The organism is Citrobacter sp. Cb041 (genome assembly GCF_030336655.1).
In the GTDB taxonomy this organism is placed as follows: domain Bacteria; phylum Pseudomonadota; class Gammaproteobacteria; order Enterobacterales; family Enterobacteriaceae; genus Citrobacter; species Citrobacter braakii.
In genome coordinates this window covers 248,564-265,717 of the sequence record NZ_JAOWDD010000043.1, presented here as the reverse complement: position 1 = coordinate 265,717, position 17,154 = coordinate 248,564, and the positions used below count along the sequence as shown (strand labels likewise).

At 52.0% G+C, this 17,154-nt stretch carries 11 protein-coding genes; 5 read left to right on the top strand and 6 right to left on the bottom strand.

What is annotated here, in order from left to right; all coding sequences use genetic code 11:
- Nucleotides 1-89 precede the first annotated feature (89 nt).
- The 5 genes from OGV52_RS22070 to OGV52_RS22050 form a co-directional block, all read right to left on the bottom strand.
- Nucleotides 90-1,733, bottom strand: a complete 1,644-nt coding sequence (locus tag OGV52_RS22070; protein ID WP_016157011.1) for a multidrug ABC transporter permease/ATP-binding protein — start codon at nt 1,731-1,733, stop codon at nt 90-92.
- A gap of 75 nt (nt 1,734-1,808) precedes the next feature.
- Nucleotides 1,809-2,459 (bottom strand): DNA oxidative demethylase AlkB, encoded by a 651-nt coding sequence (alkB, locus tag OGV52_RS22065; protein ID WP_137367500.1) that lies wholly within the window; start codon nt 2,457-2,459, stop codon nt 1,809-1,811.
- On the bottom strand, nt 2,459-3,523 hold the full coding sequence (gene ada / locus OGV52_RS22060) for a bifunctional DNA-binding transcriptional regulator/O6-methylguanine-DNA methyltransferase Ada (protein WP_016153785.1): 1,065 nt from the start codon (nt 3,521-3,523) through the stop codon (nt 2,459-2,461). The genes alkB and ada overlap by 1 nt, the downstream gene beginning before the upstream one ends.
- 79 nt (nt 3,524-3,602) lie before the next feature.
- Complete coding sequence (apbE, locus tag OGV52_RS22055; protein WP_287109154.1) at nt 3,603-4,655, bottom strand: FAD:protein FMN transferase ApbE; 1,053 nt, start codon at nt 4,653-4,655, stop codon at nt 3,603-3,605.
- A 115-nt stretch (nt 4,656-4,770) separates the two neighbouring features.
- Nucleotides 4,771-5,871 carry a porin OmpC gene (locus OGV52_RS22050; RefSeq protein WP_016153787.1) on the bottom strand — a complete coding sequence of 367 codons (1,101 nt, stop codon included), beginning with the start codon at nt 5,869-5,871 and terminating at the stop codon, nt 4,771-4,773.
- A 738-nt stretch (nt 5,872-6,609) separates the two neighbouring features.
- Between OGV52_RS22050 and rcsD the strand changes: the two genes are divergently transcribed.
- The gene (gene rcsD, locus OGV52_RS22045) at nt 6,610-9,279 is read left to right on the top strand and encodes a phosphotransferase RcsD (protein ID WP_016157016.1); all 2,670 of its coding nucleotides are present in this window, start codon (nt 6,610-6,612) and stop codon (nt 9,277-9,279) included.
- Nucleotides 9,280-9,295: 16 nt separating this feature from the next.
- Nucleotides 9,296-9,946 carry a response regulator transcription factor RcsB gene (gene rcsB, locus OGV52_RS22040; RefSeq protein WP_003027592.1) on the top strand — a complete coding sequence of 217 codons (651 nt, stop codon included), beginning with the start codon at nt 9,296-9,298 and terminating at the stop codon, nt 9,944-9,946.
- 112 nt (nt 9,947-10,058) lie between these two features.
- Here the strand turns inward: rcsB and rcsC are convergent, their stop codons facing one another.
- Nucleotides 10,059-12,905, bottom strand: coding sequence for a two-component system sensor histidine kinase RcsC (rcsC, locus tag OGV52_RS22035; RefSeq protein WP_019077260.1), 2,847 nt, complete (start codon nt 12,903-12,905; stop codon nt 10,059-10,061).
- A 168-nt stretch (nt 12,906-13,073) separates the two neighbouring features.
- On the opposite strand from rcsC, the gene atoS reads away from it, so the two are divergent.
- The 3 genes from atoS (at nt 13,074) to atoD (ending at nt 17,153) form a co-directional block, all read left to right on the top strand.
- The gene (gene atoS / locus OGV52_RS22030; protein WP_287109152.1) at nt 13,074-14,912 is read left to right on the top strand and encodes a two-component system sensor histidine kinase AtoS; all 1,839 of its coding nucleotides are present in this window, start codon (nt 13,074-13,076) and stop codon (nt 14,910-14,912) included.
- Entirely contained in the window at nt 14,909-16,294 is a 1,386-nt protein-coding gene (atoC, locus tag OGV52_RS22025) for an acetoacetate metabolism transcriptional regulator AtoC (protein WP_049268993.1), read from the top strand. The genes atoS and atoC overlap by 4 nt, the downstream gene beginning before the upstream one ends.
- Nucleotides 16,295-16,493: 199 nt before the next feature.
- The gene (gene atoD, locus OGV52_RS22020) at nt 16,494-17,153 is read left to right on the top strand and encodes an acetate CoA-transferase subunit alpha (protein WP_016157020.1); all 660 of its coding nucleotides are present in this window, start codon (nt 16,494-16,496) and stop codon (nt 17,151-17,153) included.
- Nucleotide 17,154: the final 1 nt, after the last annotated feature.

Below are 17,154 nucleotides of genomic sequence, written 5' to 3'. Positions count from 1 at the left end.
ATATGAAATATCATTAATCATGATGCCGATTTATGTAAATAACAATAAACAGTGCCGCCGGGTGGATAAAAAACCGGCGGCATGTGGGATCATGCGGTGCGGGCCACCGCGTCACGCGAGGCGGCATCACGCTCATCGCCCAGCAGTTCACTCAACTGTCCGTTACGCATTTCCAGCAGACGATCGGCGTGAATAAAATAGTGATCGTCATGGCTAATGGCGAAGATAGTTTTACCCATTTCTTGCATCAGCGGTAACAGGACCTGATAGAACTCACGACGGAAATGGGGATCCTGATCGGCAGCCCATTCATCCAGCAGAATGATGTCGCGCTCCTCCGCCAGAGCCAGCAGCAGCGCCACGCGTTTCTTCTGCCCTTTCGACAGCTTAAGATTGAGGATGCGACCATCATTCATCTCCAGCTTGTGACCCATCTTCAGATGTTCCAGCCACTTCGCTACCAGCTGCGGATTGGCTTCTTTACCTTCCGGCCCCAGCAGTTTGTCGAACAGCCAGACGTCGGTAAACACAGCGGAGAACAGCTTGCGATAATCTTCCGGCTTTTCAACGGCCACGGCCTTACCATCAAGCAAAATTTCACCTGACTGCGGCTGGTATAGCCCGGTCAGTAACATCGCCAGCGTAGATTTCCCGCTGCCGTTGCCGCCAATCAGGAAGATCAGTTCACCGCGATGAATCGTCAGATTGACCGGCCCTACGGAAAAGGCATTATCCTGATAGTGGAAAACCACGTTACGCAGTTCCAGCGTTTGCCAGTTTGGAAAAGCGGTTGGGCGCGGGAATTCGGCCTTAAAAGGTGCCAGTGCGAATTTATTCAGCTTGTTGAAAGCCACCTGCGCAGTGAGCAGGGTTGGTAGCGCGCCAACGGCAGAGAGCAGCGGTGTACGCAGGAATAACAGCGTCAGTGAGTAAGTCGCCGCCACGGCGGTATCCGCCCAGCCCAGACTATTCGCCATCCAGAACACCAGGCCAATGGCGCCCAGCATCATAATGTTTGACCAGTTGACCGCGCTCAGGTGGAAGGTATCGGCGCGAATAATATGGTGACGGTACTCTTTGGCATCCGGGACGTACATCTGATTAAAGATATGCTCGGCGCGCTCGCGGTTGAGCGTCAGCTCTTTGCGCCCTTCCAGCACCGTCTGATAATCGTTGTACAACTTGTCTTCGGTTTCGCGCAGGGTAGCCATGTGCTTATACACCCGCGCCACCAGCACAAATCCCCCCCAGATGGTGATTGCCATCCAGATAGCCGTCACCAGCAGCATTTTGGTCGACAGCATCGCCAGATACGCCGCCGATCCGATGGTCAGGATAATCCCCTGCACCAGCTCAGGCAGACGAACAAAGGCGATGGTGATATTGCGAATATCGCTGGTTAAACCGGCCAGCAACGAGGCGCTGCCAAGCTGTTCAATACGCTCGACGTGGGTATCCAGAATACGTTTGATAAATTCGCTACGCAGGCGGTAGACAAAGTGGTGGCCGAGCGTGGTCAACGCCAGCTGAGAGCCGAGAGTGACAACCATCAATAGCAGCAACAGGCCAAGAAACTCCGGCAGCACCATCAGCGTGGTGTCGACCGTTTCAATCAGACGCTGGTTGATAAACGCAATCAGCCCAATCCCCAACGCAGCGCTGGCGAGGCTGAGCGCCATGACGCTGATAAATGGCCAGCGATACTGCCGCCAGACAAGAAGTAAAAGTTCCATGCGAACAACCCGGACAAGTAATAACAGCCCGCAGTTTAAACATCTCTTCGCTGACAGCAAAAATAATTCTTATTTTTATTCTTTTTTACCCGCCTGACGAAACGTCAGATTGTAGCGACAGTCTCCGGTCAACGGATGATACCCCGTCTTAAGCGGCTGGATCCCATGATAAAACAGCCGCGAATTACCGCCCCACACCACCACATCGCCATGTTCCAGCAGCAAACGCTTTAAGGGGTCATTACGGCGCAAGCCGCCAAATTGAAAGATGGCCGGCAATCCTAGCGACACCGAGACAATCGGCGCCCGCAGGTCGGGTTCGTCTTTATCCTGATGTAAGGACAGTTTTGCCCCTGGCGTGTAGCGGTTAATCAGACAGGCATCGGGTTGAAAATCAGCATAGCCCGCCGCCGTCGCTGCCTGTTGGCACAGGTCAGCGAATGCATCCGGCAGCGGCGGCCAGTGCGCGCCGGTTAGCGGATCAAAAGGAGAATAAAGGTAACCATGTTGATCCGTCGTCCAACCCAGACGACCGCAGTTGGTCATTGCCACCGACATCGTGTAGCCGCCGGGCGTCACCATCTGGCGAAACGGCGACTGTCTGGCGATAGCGGCTATCGCCTGCAGCAGAGACGGTGCGCAGTCAAAAGCGAAGCGTCGCAGAATAACCGCGCCTGACGCCAGCGGCTCCTGCCAGGGTTTCGCATCCGCAAAGAGATCGAGCATTATGTTTCCTCGCCAGTCGTTTCACGTTGCAGTAACTGTGCTTTGCGCGCAATGCCCCACCGGTAGCCCGAAAGCGCGCCATCGCCGCGGATCACCCGGTGACACGGGATGACGATTGCCAGTTTATTCGCCCCACAGGCACTGGCCACCGCACGCACCGCCTTCGGTTTGCCGATGGCGCTGGCCAGTTGCTGGTAGCTCATCGTTTCGCCGCACGGAATTGCGCGCAACGCCTGCCACACCTGCTGCTGAAATGCGGTTCCCCGGATATCCAGCGGCAGCGATAACGGCGCGTCACGCGCATTGATTGCGGCGATCACTTCGCGCACGCGCTGCTGAAAATCGGCATCTGCTGGCACATCCTGAGCGGCGGGAAACAGCTCATGCAGATCCGCAACCAACGTAGCGTCATCATCACCTAGTAAGATCGCGCAGATACCACGTTCGCTTTCCGCCACCAGACAGCGACCCAGAGAGCAATCTGCCAGGGTATAGCGTACAGAAACGTTGTCACCACCTTTACGAAATTGCTTTGCGGTCATGCCTAACGTCTGATCCGCTTTTCGGTAGTAGCTGCTGCTGTCGGGAAATCCGGCGTTGAGAATTGCCTGCGTTACCGGAACGCCTTTCGCCAGCGCATCGCGCAGACGGCGGGCGCGCCAGGACTGCTGCCACGCTTTGGGGGTCATGCCCGTAGTGGCTTTGAACAGGCGATGTAAGTGATACGGGCTCATCGCCACCTGCTGCGCCAGCTCGTCCAACGTGAGGGGTGATTCCTGCTCCAGCAACTGGCAGGCGTGGGCTATTTTCTCCAGCCGATGCTGGTGGGCGCTGTCTTTATCCGGCTGACAACGTTTACAGGGACGAAAACCGGCGGCCAGCGCTTGCCGGGCATCGGCAAAGAAACTGACATTTTTGCGCAGCGCATGTTTCGCCCGACAGGACGGACGGCAGAAAATGCCGGTGGTCTGCACGGCGAAAACAAACTGACCGTCAGCGTCGGCGTCACGATCCACAACGGACTGCCAGCGGTCATCATCAGTTATGTGTAAACGATTTTTCATTATGGACTCCTTTGTTAAGCATAGCGCTTAGCCTCAGTGTGTCCCCATAGCCGGATACGAAAACCCGCAATCTTGCTTTTTAATTTTTTTCGCTGAGAAGGAAGCTTTTAAACTGCGGCGACATCCAGGTTTTAAACCCCTCGCCCTCTTTTATAATCATATAGACCGCGAGTCCTTCACGACGCACCACCTCTTTGGCCTTTTCCGGACCGAGAACCATCAATCCGGTATCCCAGCCATCAGCCTCCAGCGCCGTTGGTGAGATTACCGTTACAGACACCAGGTTGTGTTCAATCGGACGACCGGTTTGCGGATCAATAACATGGGAAAGGCGCTTACCGTCCAGCTCATAATAGTTACGGTAGCTGCCGGAGGTGCTAATGCCATGCCCGTTAATGTCGACGATCGCCTGCACCGCGTTTTCGCGATCGGTCGGTTTCTGAATCGCGACTCGCCACGAAAGCCCGTCTGCATTCATACCGCGGCTGTTCAATGCTCCACCAACGGATACCAGATAACGGGCGATCCCTTCCTGCTCCATTAATCGTGCCAGATGATCGGCGGCATAACCTTCGCCAACGGTCGAGAGATCCACGTACAGCTCGGGCAAATCTTTTTGCAGGTAGTTCCGATGCGCCTCATTAACAACCTTCAGATGTGAAAGCCCGGTTTGCGCTTTTGCGACGTCAATTTGCGCCTGCGTAGGAATATGCACCGGTTGCTGATCCGGGCCAAAGCCCCACAGATTGACCAACGGACCCACGGTAATATCCATGGCCCCACCGGTTTTTGCGCCAATGCGTAGCGCCGAAGTCACGATATCGGCCATAGCATCATTAACCGGCCATGGCGACAGGCTTTTCGACAGGTTAAAGCGCATTAACGCAGAATCATTTTTATAGGTAGAGAGAAGCTGATCGTCGGCATCCAGCTGAGCCTGGATCTTCGCCTGCAGTTCCCCGGCGCGTTTGGCATCTACGCCCACCGCACTGACCCGCCAGAAAGTGCCCATGGTTTTACCTTCCAGAACGGTGGCAGGTTGTGTGGTCTGGGCAGGTTTCGGGGCTTCATCGCACCCGACAAAAAAGATCGTCACAGCCAGTAGTGCTGCGCGATAGAAATTCACTTCCATACGTAATTATCCTCATGCGAACGGGCGCAAGAGTACACCAAAAATCGTTGTTTGTACGACGAAAAAACGGCATTAAAAAAGGCCCCGCAGGGCCTTTTAACGACATGAGCGCAGATTAGAACTGGTAAACCAGACCCAGCGCTACGATATCATCGGTAGAGATGCGAGCATCACGGGTGAACTGGTTGTCATCCAGCAGGTTGATTTTGTAATCAACATAGGTAGACATGTTTTTGTTGAAGTAGTAGGTCGCGCCAACATCAACATATTTCAGGATATCCTGGTCGCCGTAACCATTGTTCAGGTCTTTACCTTTGGACTGCAGGTAAGCCACGGACGGACGCAGACCGAAGTCGAACTGGTACTGCGCAACAGCTTCAAAGTTCTGTGCTTTGTTAGCCCAGCCCAGGTTGCCCGCACGCGTTGCGTTGTAGGTCTGGGTGTACTGTGCTGCCAAGTAAACGTTATTCGCGTCGTATTTCAGACCGCCAGTGTAGGTTTCAGCACGGTCACCGGTACCGAAGTTCAGACGGTTCTGCTCGTCAGTACGTTTGGAGCTGGTGACTGCAGTACCCAGCGCGAAGCCTTCACCGATATCATAAGTGATAGATCCGCCAACGCCGTCGCCGTTCTGACTCAGCGCATCACGACCGTTGCCGGTCACACCAGTCATGCCTTCGCCTTCCGGGCTACCGTTTTTACCCTGGTACTGCAGGGCAAAGTTCAGGCCATCAACCAGACCGAAGAAGTCGGTGTTACGATAGGTCGCGAAGCCGTTACCACGCTGCTGCATGAAGTTGTCAGAACCGTAGGTGTCGCCGCCGAATTCCGGCAGAACGTCGGTCCAGGACGTTACGTCGTAAACTACGCCATAGTTACGACCGTAGTCGAAAGATCCTACGTCAGCGAATTTCAGACCAGCAAACGCCACACGGGTCCAGGAGTTGTTTTCGTTTTCAGAGGAGTTACCCTGAATCTGGTATTCCCACTGGCCGTAACCGGTCAGTTGGTCGTTAACCTGGGTTTCGCCTTTGAAGCCGATACGCATATAGGTCTGATCGCCATCTTTAGTGGAGTCATCAGAGAAATAGTGCAGACCGTCTACTTTACCGTACAGGTCTAATTTGTTGCCGTCTTTGTTATAAATTTCAGCCGCATTTGCTGCGCCTGCTACCAGCAGTGCTGGTACCAGGAGGGACAGTACTTTAACTTTCATGTTATTAACCCTCTGTTATATGCCTTTATTGCTTTTTTATGCCACTGCATACTGATTAAGCTCATTAACCAGTCGGCAACTTCATTCTCCGCAAAAACACAGAATAATCCAACACGAATATGATACTAAAACTTTTAAGGTGTTTCATTTATCTGCATAGATGTTTCAAAATATTAATACGAGGGAACTTTTTTAAAATCAAAAAACAGGCAAAATAAGCACAAATAATCAAGAACCATTTTAATTAAATTTAAAATCAATAGGTTACATCGAAAATAGTTATAGCACTGAATGACAAAACAAAATCTTCACTCGCAACTAAAATAGACCCGCTATCATCATTAACTTTATTTATTACCGTCATTCATTCATGAATGTCTGTTTACCCCTATTTCAACCGAATGCTTCGCGTTCGGTTTTTTTTTACCCTTCTTTACACAAAACTTACCGTTCTGTGCTACCGATGCAAAACTATAACAACTATTAACTATCTCATGGCGTCGTATTCAGATATAAATCTGATTAATAATTTCTTGTTATTTAATGCTAAATGTATACATTCCGTACAAATATTTGTACCCGCCTTTATCCACTGTACACCTTTGCATTGTCATAGCTGCAACAGAATGGAGCGTAAAAAATGCGGGCCATCCGGCGTGGTGTAAGTGTGGCAATTCATATATTACCCTTTATACTGCCCCATCATCTTTCGCGTCGTTTAACAGGTCATAAACACGAATGAGTCAGTCTGACACAACGGCTTCTACCCGATTCTCCCTGCTACCGGGAAGTATTACCCGTTTCTTCTTATTACTGATCGTTGTGCTGTTGGTGATGATGGGCGTTATGGTCCAGAGCGCCGTCAACACCTGGTTAAAGGATAAGAGCTATCAGATTGTCGATATCACCCATGCCATTCATAAAAGGGTCGATACCTGGCGATACGTGACCTGGCAAATCTATGACAATATTGCCGCCACGGCCAGTTCACCTGGTGCAGAAGGACTGCAGGAAACGCGTCTGAAACAAGACGTCTATTATCTTGAGAAACCGCGCAGAAAGACCGAGGCGTTGATTTTCGGTTCCCATGACAGTTCTACGCTGGAGATGACCCAACGCATCTCAACCTATCTTGATACGCTGTGGGGCGCGGAAAATGTTCCGTGGTCTATGTATTACCTGAATGGTCAGGACAATAGCCTGATCCTTATCTCAACGTTGCCGCTAAAAGATCTGACTTCCGGTTTTAAAGAGTCGACGATTGGTAATATTGTCGATTCACGGCGCGCGGAAATGTTACAACAGGCCAATGCGCTGGATGAACGTGAAAGCTTCTCTTCACTGCGCCGTCTGGCGTGGCAGAACGGGCATTACTTCACGCTACGCACGACCTTTAATCAGCCTGGACATCTGGCAACGGTTGTCGCCTTTGACCTGCCGATTAATGACTTGATCCCACCCGGCATGCCGCTGGACAGCTTCCATCTGGTTCCAGATGCCACGTCAACAACCGAGCATCTGAATGAAAAAGAGTCGCCTGACAGCGTCAGCATTAATTTCAACAACAGTAAAATTGAGATCTCTTCGGCGCTAAACTCAACGGATATGCGGCTGGTGTGGCAGGTTCCGTTTGGCTCATTGCTGCTCGACACCTTACAAAGCATTCTGCTGCCGCTGTTACTCAACATTGCTTTGTTGGCCCTGGCGCTGTTTGGCTATACCACCTTTCGCCACCTCCCTGCCCGTTCCACCGAAGTGGCACCAAACCTTGCGGCAAATAATGAACTGCGTGTTCTGCGCGCCATCAATGAAGAGATAGTGTCTTTGCTGCCTCTGGGCTTGCTGGTGCACGATCAAGAAGCAAACCGCACGGTTATCAGCAATAAAATTGCCGACCACCTGCTACCGCATTTAAATTTGCAAAACATTACCAGTATGGCGGAGCAGCATCAGGGGGTGATTCAGGCCACCATCAATAATGAGCTGTATGAGATCCGGCTGTTCCGTAGCCAGATCTCATCGAGAACGCAGATCTTTATTATTCGTGACCAGGACCGCGAAGTGCTGGTTAATAAGAAGCTGAAGCAAGCGCAGCGACTGTATGAGAAAAACCAGCAGGCCCGGGCGGCCTTTATGCAGAATATCGGCAGCGCACTGAAAGACCCGGCGAAAACACTTGCCGCTAATGCTGCCGCACTGAATAGCCCGGACAGCCAGAAACTGGCCAATCAGGCAGACGTTCTGGTGCGTATGGTAGATGAAATCCAGTTGGCCAACCTGCTGGAAAGCGACGCCTGGAAAAGTGAATCGACGCTGTTTTCCGTGCAGTCGTTAATTGATGACGTGGTTCCGGAGGTTCTGCCAGCCATTAAACGTAAAGGGCTGCAGCTACTGATTAAAAATCACCTTAGCGCCCATGATGAACGCCGCGGCGACCGCGATGCCCTGCGCCGTATTTTGCTGTTGCTGATCCAATATGCGGTAACCACCACGCAAATTGGCAAAATCACGCTGGAAGTCGACCAGGATGAGTCGGAGACTGAACGCCTGACCTTCCGCATTCTGGATACCGGGCAAGGTGTCACGTTGAATGAAGTTGATAACCTGCACTTCCCGTTCATCAATGACACCCAGGGCGATCGGTATAGCAAGGCCAACCCGCTGACGTTCTGGTTATGCGATCAGCTCGCCCGCAAGCTAGGTGGACACCTGAACATTAAAGCGCGGGAAGAACTTGGAACACGTTATATAGTCCATGTTAAAATGCCGCTGCACGATCAACATGCTGAAAGTGAAGAGCGTTTGTTAGATGACGTCTGCATAATGGTTGATGTCACCTCTAATGACGTACGCAGCATCGTATTACGCCAACTGGAGAACTGGGGAGCAACCTGCATCACGCCTGATGAGCGGTTGAATAGTCAAGAATATGATCTCTTTTTAACAGATAATCCGTCTAATCTTACTGCCTCAGGCCTTCTTTTAAGCGATGATGAGTCTGGCGTGCGGAAAATTGGCCCTGGTCAGCTGCGCGTCAACTTTAATATGAGCAATGCTATGCAGGAAGCTGTCCTCGAGCTGATAGAAGAGCAGCTGGCACAAGAAGAGATCCAGGAACTCCCCCTCGGCGGAGATGAAAACGCCGAACTTCATGCCAGTGGTTACTATGCACTCTTTGTAGACACAGTACCGGATGATGTTAAGAGGTTGTATACTGAGGCAGCAACCAGCGATTTCGCTGCGTTAGCCCAAACGGCCCATCGCCTGAAAGGCGTGTTTGCCATGCTTAATCTGGTACCCGGCAAGCAGTTATGTGAAGCGCTGGAACATCTTATTCAAGAGAAAGATGCTCCAGGTATAGAAAAATACATCAGCGACATTGACGATTACGTCAAGAGCTTGCTGTAGCAAGGTAGCCCAATACATGAACACTATGAACGTAATTATTGCCGATGACCACCCGATTGTACTGTTCGGTATTCGTAAATCACTTGAGCAAATCGAGTGGGTAAACGTTGTCGGCGAATTTGAAGACTCCACTGCACTGATCAACAATTTGCCTAAGTTAGATGCTCATGTGTTGATTACCGACCTCTCCATGCCAGGAGATAAATACGGTGACGGGATCACGTTAATTAAGTATATCAAGCGCCATTTCCCGAGCCTGTCGATTATTGTTCTCACCATGAACAACAACCCGGCAATCCTGAGCGCGGTGCTGGATCTCGATATTGAAGGAATTGTCCTGAAGCAAGGCGCGCCAACAGATCTGCCGAAAGCGCTTGCCGCGCTGCAGAAGGGTAAGAAATTCACCCCAGAAAGCGTTTCTCGTCTGCTGGAAAAAATCAGCGCCAGCGGTTACGGCGACAAACGTCTGTCACCGAAAGAGAGCGAAGTTCTGCGCCTGTTTGCCGAAGGTTTCCTGGTTACTGAAATCGCGAAAAAACTCAACCGCAGTATTAAAACCATCAGCAGCCAGAAAAAGTCGGCAATGATGAAACTCGGTGTGGAAAACGATATCGCCCTGTTGAATTACCTTTCTTCCGTCACGCTGAGTCCGTCAGACAAAGAGTAATTCTTTTAACATCGACGTGCCTGATGGCACGGCGTTTATCAGGCCTACGAATGACACGATGTTGTGCGTGTTCCGTAGGCCGGATAAGGCAAATGCCCCCATCCGGCCTCTTTTATTCCCGCGCCTTTCTCACCCTTTCCGCATAGACCGTCAGCGTTTGCTTCAATACATCTAACGTCACCGGCTTAGACAGACAGCTATCCATACCTGACTCCAGACAACGCTGCTTCTCTTCAGCCAGCGCGTTGGCCGTCACGCCGACAACCGGCAGGGTTAATCCTAACTGGCGAATACGCTGGGTCAGGCGATAACCATCCATGTTCGGCATGTTAACGTCGCTCAGCACGATGTCGATATGGTTTTTACTCAGTACATTGAGTGCGTCCACGCCGTCATTCGCGGTTTTACACTGATACCCCAACGATCCCAACTGATCGGCCAGTAAACGCCTGTTGATAGGATGATCGTCGACCACCAGAATCATCATGTCATCGTTAGTTGCAGCAACTTTATCCGGGGCTGGCAACGCCGTTGAAAGCTCTTCACTGCTCAGCTCAAGGCTGTAGATATGCGCCAACAGCGCGGGCAATTCGTGAGGCGATGCCACGCTGTGCACCCACTCCCCAGGCCCCCTTTCCAGCGGAATACCGATATGACGACGGCAGAAAATCACCGCGGCGCGTCCCTGCCACGCCTGCTCCAGCACATCGTCGGCAATCAGCAGGTCATCCGCATCCGGTTGCTGTCCCTCATAGCACTGCACCGTCATCCCGTTACGCGCCAGACTGGATTCAATAAACTGGTACAGCGACGCGTTACGCACCGCCAGCCAGCAACGTTTGCCGACAAGCCCTTCGATACCTTTTTTCAGCGGGTACTGCGCGCCATAAAGCGGAATACGCAGCATAAACTGGCTACCCATTCCCGGTTCAGAATCGACGGAAATATCCCCATCCATCATGCTGATCAGTTTTTCACAGATAGCCAAACCAAGCCCGGTTCCCTGGAAATTACGCTGTACGCCGGTTCCCACCTGGAAGAAAGGATCGAACAAGCGGACGACCTCTTTAGCTGGGATCCCAACCCCGGTATCACGCACGCGAATACTGAGATAGTCTTCGTTACACTGCACGTGCAGCACAATGCAGCCGGTATCGGTAAACTTGATAGCATTACTCAGCAGATTGGAAATCACCTGCTGCAAACGCATAGGATCACCATTGAGCGCCACCGGTACATTCGGGTCGATAAAGCAGTACAACCCCAGCTGTTTGCGAACCACCAGCGGCAAATAGTTAGCCGTAATATGATTCATTACTTCACGCGGTGAAAACTCGCGCGGTTCAATCTTCAGCTGTTCAGATTCAATTTTCGAGAAATCGAGAATATCGCTGATAATCTTCAACAGCAGGCTGGAAGAGTTGTTCATCGCCGTCACCAGGCGATCCACTCCGTTGGGTAACTCTTTGGTTTGCAACAAATCAAGGTTACCGATAATGCCATACAGCGGCGTACGCAGCTCGTGGCTTACCGTCGCAAGGAACATCGATTTGGACTGGCTCGCCTGCTCCGCCGCCTGCGCCATCTCCTGCAACGACTCTTCCATTTTAACGCGCGCGCTGATGTCAACCAGCACACAAATTGCCACGTTTTCATTACGATAGCGCGAGTGCACAAAGCTGATTTGCAGATTGGTATTGTTGCTGGTCAGCACATCAACAAAATTGACCTGCTGGCCGCAGATAATTTGCGTTAACCGTTGCCGGTCTTCATGCGTTAGCATGTTGAGATAGGTGTGCGCCAGCTCATTACTCAGGATGTTAATGCCATCTATCGTACGCAGAATACAAATCCCAACCGGCGCGGAAGCCACGATTTTACGGTTAAACTGCTCGTGCTCTTCCAGACGCTGGGCATCGCTTTCCGCAGGAATAAAAATGCGCCGCTCATACATGCGCGTGAGCATAAATAACGCCGCGCCAACCAGCACATTCAGCAGAATAGCGTTCAGGATCATCATGCGGATCCGCTCCAGTACCAGGTCAACCGGTACGGAGTACACAATGCTTAGCGATGACGGTGGCAGGTTTTTCTTCAGCACCAGTTCGTGAAAACCCGACGTATAGCCAAACCAGGAGCGCTCCTGCATCCAGCGAGGTTCAGCCTTAATATTCCCCTCAGGGCCGGTGAGCGAAATCAGCGCATGACCATTTTCATCAAGGATGGTCACTCCCATCGGCAAACTGCCCGGCGTGAAAAAGTTCTCCATGCGGATAGGCTGTTCCACACCCAACAGCGCCTGCAGGCGATTAGCGAGATAAACCGGCGTCAGCGCATAGAAATAGCCTATCCCCGGCCGCGGCCCCTGGCTAATCCAGAACAGGTTATTACCATTTTCGTCCTGCGGTGCATTGCGATACTTAATAATGCGCTCATGCAGCGCCTTCAACGCCCCGTCACGTTCGACAGGCATATCACGCAGACCGAAATTGGCCATGCAAAGGTTGTCGCTGCCGATCAGGAACACACGATTCAAATCATAGGCCGCGGAAAAGTTATCCCGCCAGTAGCGCATAAACCACGCCAGCGATTCCAGCGAACCTCGCCAGGCGTTGCCCATCACCGAGCAGTCGGAGTCGGCAAACAGCGGCTCGAAGTTTGGCACGGCGGTTTTATCATCCCGCGCGCGCAACGACATCACGCCGTTTTCCGCCGTTAAGCGATTCTCCGCGATATATTTCAGCTCTTTAATCACATCAGAGGTGCGCTGAATGTAACGTTGGGCCTGATCGGAACTGAGGTTAAGCTCTTGGTGAATCTCGGACTCTCTCTGGTGCAGCGCATTCACGATGTAGAAAACGGAGGCAAATGCGATTAGCCCCCAGATCAGGAGCGCCAACGCCCTGAACAGATAGCGTGAGACTTTTAGCGTTGAATGAACGGAAGCAAGGTATTTCAAAGGGGCGAAGCTCCGCCTCAGGGCATTAATAGAGTGTGGTTAAGGTAGCGGTAAATGTCCGGCGTCGCAATGCCCTCTCTTTACGGGAATATGATACACCGCTCTGAAACCATTGTCTTAACCCGTGATAATCGTCGTTTGCCTGAAAAACACTGCACGGATGTCAGAATGCGCGACCTGAGATGGCTGGCTCGTCGGTTATACCCACGACGATTACGCAACCAAATGATCATGATGGCCATCCTGATGGTCATCATTCCGACGATATCTATAGGTTATATCGTAGAAACTGAAGGCCGTTCAGCAGTCTTATCTGAAAAAGAGAAAAAACTGTCATCGGTGATAACCCTGCTAAACGATGCGCTGGGCGACCGCTTTAGTCACTACCAAAATTTGCCGCGTGAAGCACGCATTCGCGCGCTTAATCAAGAGTTGGCCCCCATCACCGAGCGCATTACGCAAGCGTTTCCCGGCATTGGCGCCGGGTATTATCACAAAGCGCTGGATGCCATTATCACCTACGCCCCCTCCGCGCTTTACCAAGGCAACGTAGGTATCACCATCACCGAGGATCATCCCGGACGCGAAGTGATGAGTAGCAACGCGCCTGTGGTCTATTCCGGGCGACAGGTTCGCGGCGACATACTCAACTCGATGATCCCAATAGCGCGCCAGGGAGAGGTTATTGGGTATATCTGGGCCAATGAGCTCACAGAAGATATCCGCCAGCAGGCCTGGAGAATGGACGTCAGGATTATTGCCGTACTGGTTGCCGGGCTCATCTGTAGTCTGCTGCTCATCGTGCACTTCTCACGCCGACTCAGTGCGAATATCGACATCATCACCGATGGGCTTTCCACGCTGGCACAAAAAACCCCTACCCGATTGCCTGAACTCCCCGGCGAGTTAGGACAAATCAGCCGTAGCGTCAATGCGCTGGCACAAACGCTACGGGAAACCAAAACCCTTAACGATCTGATCATTGAAAATGCCGCAGATGGCGTGATCGCCATCGACAGGCAAGGTGACGTTACCACCATGAACCCGGCGGCAGAGCAGATAACAGGCTACACGCTGCATGAGCTGGTCGGACAGCCCTATGCGACGCTCTTTGCCAATACGCAGTTTTATAGCCCGGTACTGGACACCCTGGAGCACGGTACTGAACATGTGGCCCAGGAGATTAGCTTTCCAGGACGAGAACGCACCATTGAGATCAGTGTAACCACCAGTCGGATCCATAACGCACACGGCGAGCTGATTGGCGCGCTGGTTATTTTCTCCGATTTAACCGCCCGTAAAGAGACCCAGCGTCGGCTGGCGCAAACCGAAAGGCTTGCCACCCTGGGTGAGCTGATGGCCGGCGTCGCGCATGAAGTGCGAAACCCGCTGACCGCAATTCGTGGCTACGTCCAGATCATCCGCCAGCAAACCTCGCTGCCGGAACATCAGGAATATTTATCTGTTGTGCTGAATGAAATTGATTCCATCAATAAAGTTATTCAACAACTGTTAGATTTCTCTCGCCCACGACAAAGCCAGTGGCACCAGATTCGGCTCAATGCACTCATTGAAGAGACGCTAATCCTGGTGCAAACCGCTGGCCTGCAGGCACGGATCGCCTTTACAACGGAATTAGATCCCAGCCTGCCGCCGATCGTCGCCGATCGCGAGCTTCTCAAACAGGTGATCCTCAATATTTTAATCAATGCGGTACAGGCGATCGCTGCGCGAGGCGAAATTCGCATCCGTACCTGGCAATACTCGGCCTCGCAACAGGCCGTGATGATTGAAGATAATGGCAACGGTATCGATCTCGCCATACAGAAGAAAATATTCGATCCCTTTTTTACGACAAAAGCATCAGGCACCGGTCTTGGACTGGCGCTGAGCCAGCGCATCATCAACGCGCATCAGGGGGATATCCACGTAACCAGCCAGCCTGGCTGCGGGGCGATATTCACTCTGATTTTACCTCTTAACCCGCAGGGAAATCCGTCAGAATGAAAACGACCTATCGTATTCTCATCGTTGATGATGAAGAAAATGTTCGCCGTATGCTTGCCACCGCATTTTCCCTGCAAGGGCATGAGACACATTGTGCCAGCGACGGGAAAGCCGCGCTGAGCCTGTTTAGCGAAACGCAGCCAGACGTGGTGCTGATGGACATTCGCATGCCGGAGATGGACGGTATCGACGCGCTGAAAGTTATGCGCACGCAGCAACCACGGATCCCCGTCATTCTGATGACCGCTTACGCTGAAGTAGAAACCGCAGTAGAAGCTTTACGTAGCGGCGCATTCGACTACGTGATTAAGCCCTTTGATCTCGACGAGCTAAGCATGGTGATTCAACGCGCATTGCAACTGCAGGAGATGAAACAGGAAATCCGCAATCTGCATAAAGCGTTGACCACCAGCTGGCAGTGGGGACATATTCTGACCACCAGCCCGCGTATGATGGATATCTGTAAAGACACGGCGAAAATCGCCCTCTCCCAGGCAAACGTGTTGATTAGCGGTGAAAGCGGCACAGGAAAGGAACTGATCGCCCGCGCCATTCACTACAACAGCAAACGCGCCAATGGCCCCTTTATCAAAATTAACTGCGCGGCCCTGCCGGAGTCGTTGTTGGAAAGCGAGCTATTTGGTCACGAAAAAGGCGCGTTTACCGGGGCACAGACATTACGCCAGGGATTGTTCGAACGCGCTCATCAGGGAACTTTATTGCTTGATGAAATTGGCGAGATGCCGCTGGTGCTGCAGGCCAAGCTGCTGCGCATTTTGCAGGAGAGGGAGTTTGAACGCATCGGCGGGCACCAGACCATTCGCGTTGACATTCGAATCGTCGCCGCCACCAACCGCTGTCTGCAAACGATGGTGAAGGAAGGAACGTTTCGCGAAGACCTGTTTTACCGGCTCAACGTTATCCATCTGACTTTGCCGCCCTTACGCGAGCGTCGTGAAGATATTGCCTTATTAGCAAACCACTTTTTACAAAAATTCAGCTCTGAAAATCAGCGGGATATTATCGAGATCGACCCGACGGCGATGTCGATCCTCACCGCCTGGCCCTGGCCCGGTAACATTCGCGAACTGTCAAACGTCATCGAACGTGCAGTCGTTATGAATACCGGCGCGGTGATCTTTGCCGACGATCTCCCCGATCCGTTGCGCAACCCGGTGAGCGCCACAACAGAGGCAAAACCGACTTACTCCGGGGAACGCAATCTGAAAGAAGAGATTAAGCGTGAGGAAAAACGAATTATCCTCGAAGTCCTCGACAATCAGGACGGCAATCGCACCCGCACGGCGCTGATGCTGGGAATTAGCCGTCGCGCTTTAATGTATAAATTACAAGAGTACGGCATCGACCCATCGGGTTCCTGATACGCAAATTTGCTATGCAGAATTTTGCACACTGCGCAAAATTCTGCATAACCCCTCGTGGTCTCCTTTCACCAAGACCACAAAAATAAACCAATAAATTCAATAAACTAAACATTAATACGTTTCTTTAGTCATTCTGGCACCTTGCTTGCAATTCCCTGAGCGTACCCAAAATGGAGTATGCAAAAAGGGAAACATAATGAAAACAAAACTGATTACCTTACAAGACGCTGCGGGCTTCTTTCGTGACGGCATGACCATCATGGTCGGTGGTTTTATGGGCGTTGGCACACCACCTCGTCTGGTTGAAGCCCTGCTGGAGTCCGGCGTCAGGGATCTGACGCTAATTGCTAACGATACCGCCTTTGTCGATACCGGTATCGGCCCCCTGATCGTCAATGGGCGGGTGAGCAAAGTGATTGCCTCGCACATTGGTACAAACCCGGAAACCGGTCGTCGCATGATTGCCGGCGAGATGGATGTACAGCTGGTTCCGCAAGGTACCCTGATCGAGCAGATTCGCTGCGGCGGCGCGGGTCTTGGCGGCTTTCTGACCCCCACTGGCGTTGGCACCATCGTGGAAGAAGGCAAGCAAACCATGACGCTTGAGGGTAAAACCTGGCTGCTTGAACGCCCATTACGCGCCGATTTAGCGCTTATTCGCGCCCACCGTTCTGACATGCTTGGCAACCTCACCTACCAGCTCAGCGCCCGTAACTTTAACCCTCTGATTGCCCTCGCCGCTGATATCACGCTGGTCGAACCGGACGAAATGGTTGAAACAGGGGAGCTACAGCCTGACCAGATTGTGACCCCCGGCGCCGTTATCGACCATATCGTCATTCCACAGGAGAGCTAAT

What these genes read in the sequence shown, in the direction of transcription:
- alkB (WP_137367500.1), bottom strand. Translation starts at nt 2,459, where the DNA reads ATGCTCGATCTCTTTGCGGATGCGAAACCCTGGCAGGAGCCGCTGGCG.
- ada (WP_016153785.1), bottom strand. Translation starts at nt 3,523, where the DNA reads ATGAAAAATCGTTTACACATAACTGATGATGACCGCTGGCAGTCCGTT.
- OGV52_RS22070 (WP_016157011.1), bottom strand. Translation starts at nt 1,733, where the DNA reads ATGGAACTTTTACTTCTTGTCTGGCGGCAGTATCGCTGGCCATTTATC.
- atoC (WP_049268993.1), top strand. Translation starts at nt 14,909, where the DNA reads ATGAAAACGACCTATCGTATTCTCATCGTTGATGATGAAGAAAATGTT.
- apbE (WP_287109154.1), bottom strand. Translation starts at nt 4,655, where the DNA reads ATGGAAGTGAATTTCTATCGCGCAGCACTACTGGCTGTGACGATCTTT.
- rcsB (WP_003027592.1), top strand. Translation starts at nt 9,296, where the DNA reads ATGAACACTATGAACGTAATTATTGCCGATGACCACCCGATTGTACTG.
- rcsD (WP_016157016.1), top strand. Translation starts at nt 6,610, where the DNA reads ATGAGTCAGTCTGACACAACGGCTTCTACCCGATTCTCCCTGCTACCG.
- OGV52_RS22050 (WP_016153787.1), bottom strand. Translation starts at nt 5,871, where the DNA reads ATGAAAGTTAAAGTACTGTCCCTCCTGGTACCAGCACTGCTGGTAGCA.
- atoS (WP_287109152.1), top strand. Translation starts at nt 13,074, where the DNA reads ATGCGCGACCTGAGATGGCTGGCTCGTCGGTTATACCCACGACGATTA.
- atoD (WP_016157020.1), top strand. Translation starts at nt 16,494, where the DNA reads ATGAAAACAAAACTGATTACCTTACAAGACGCTGCGGGCTTCTTTCGT.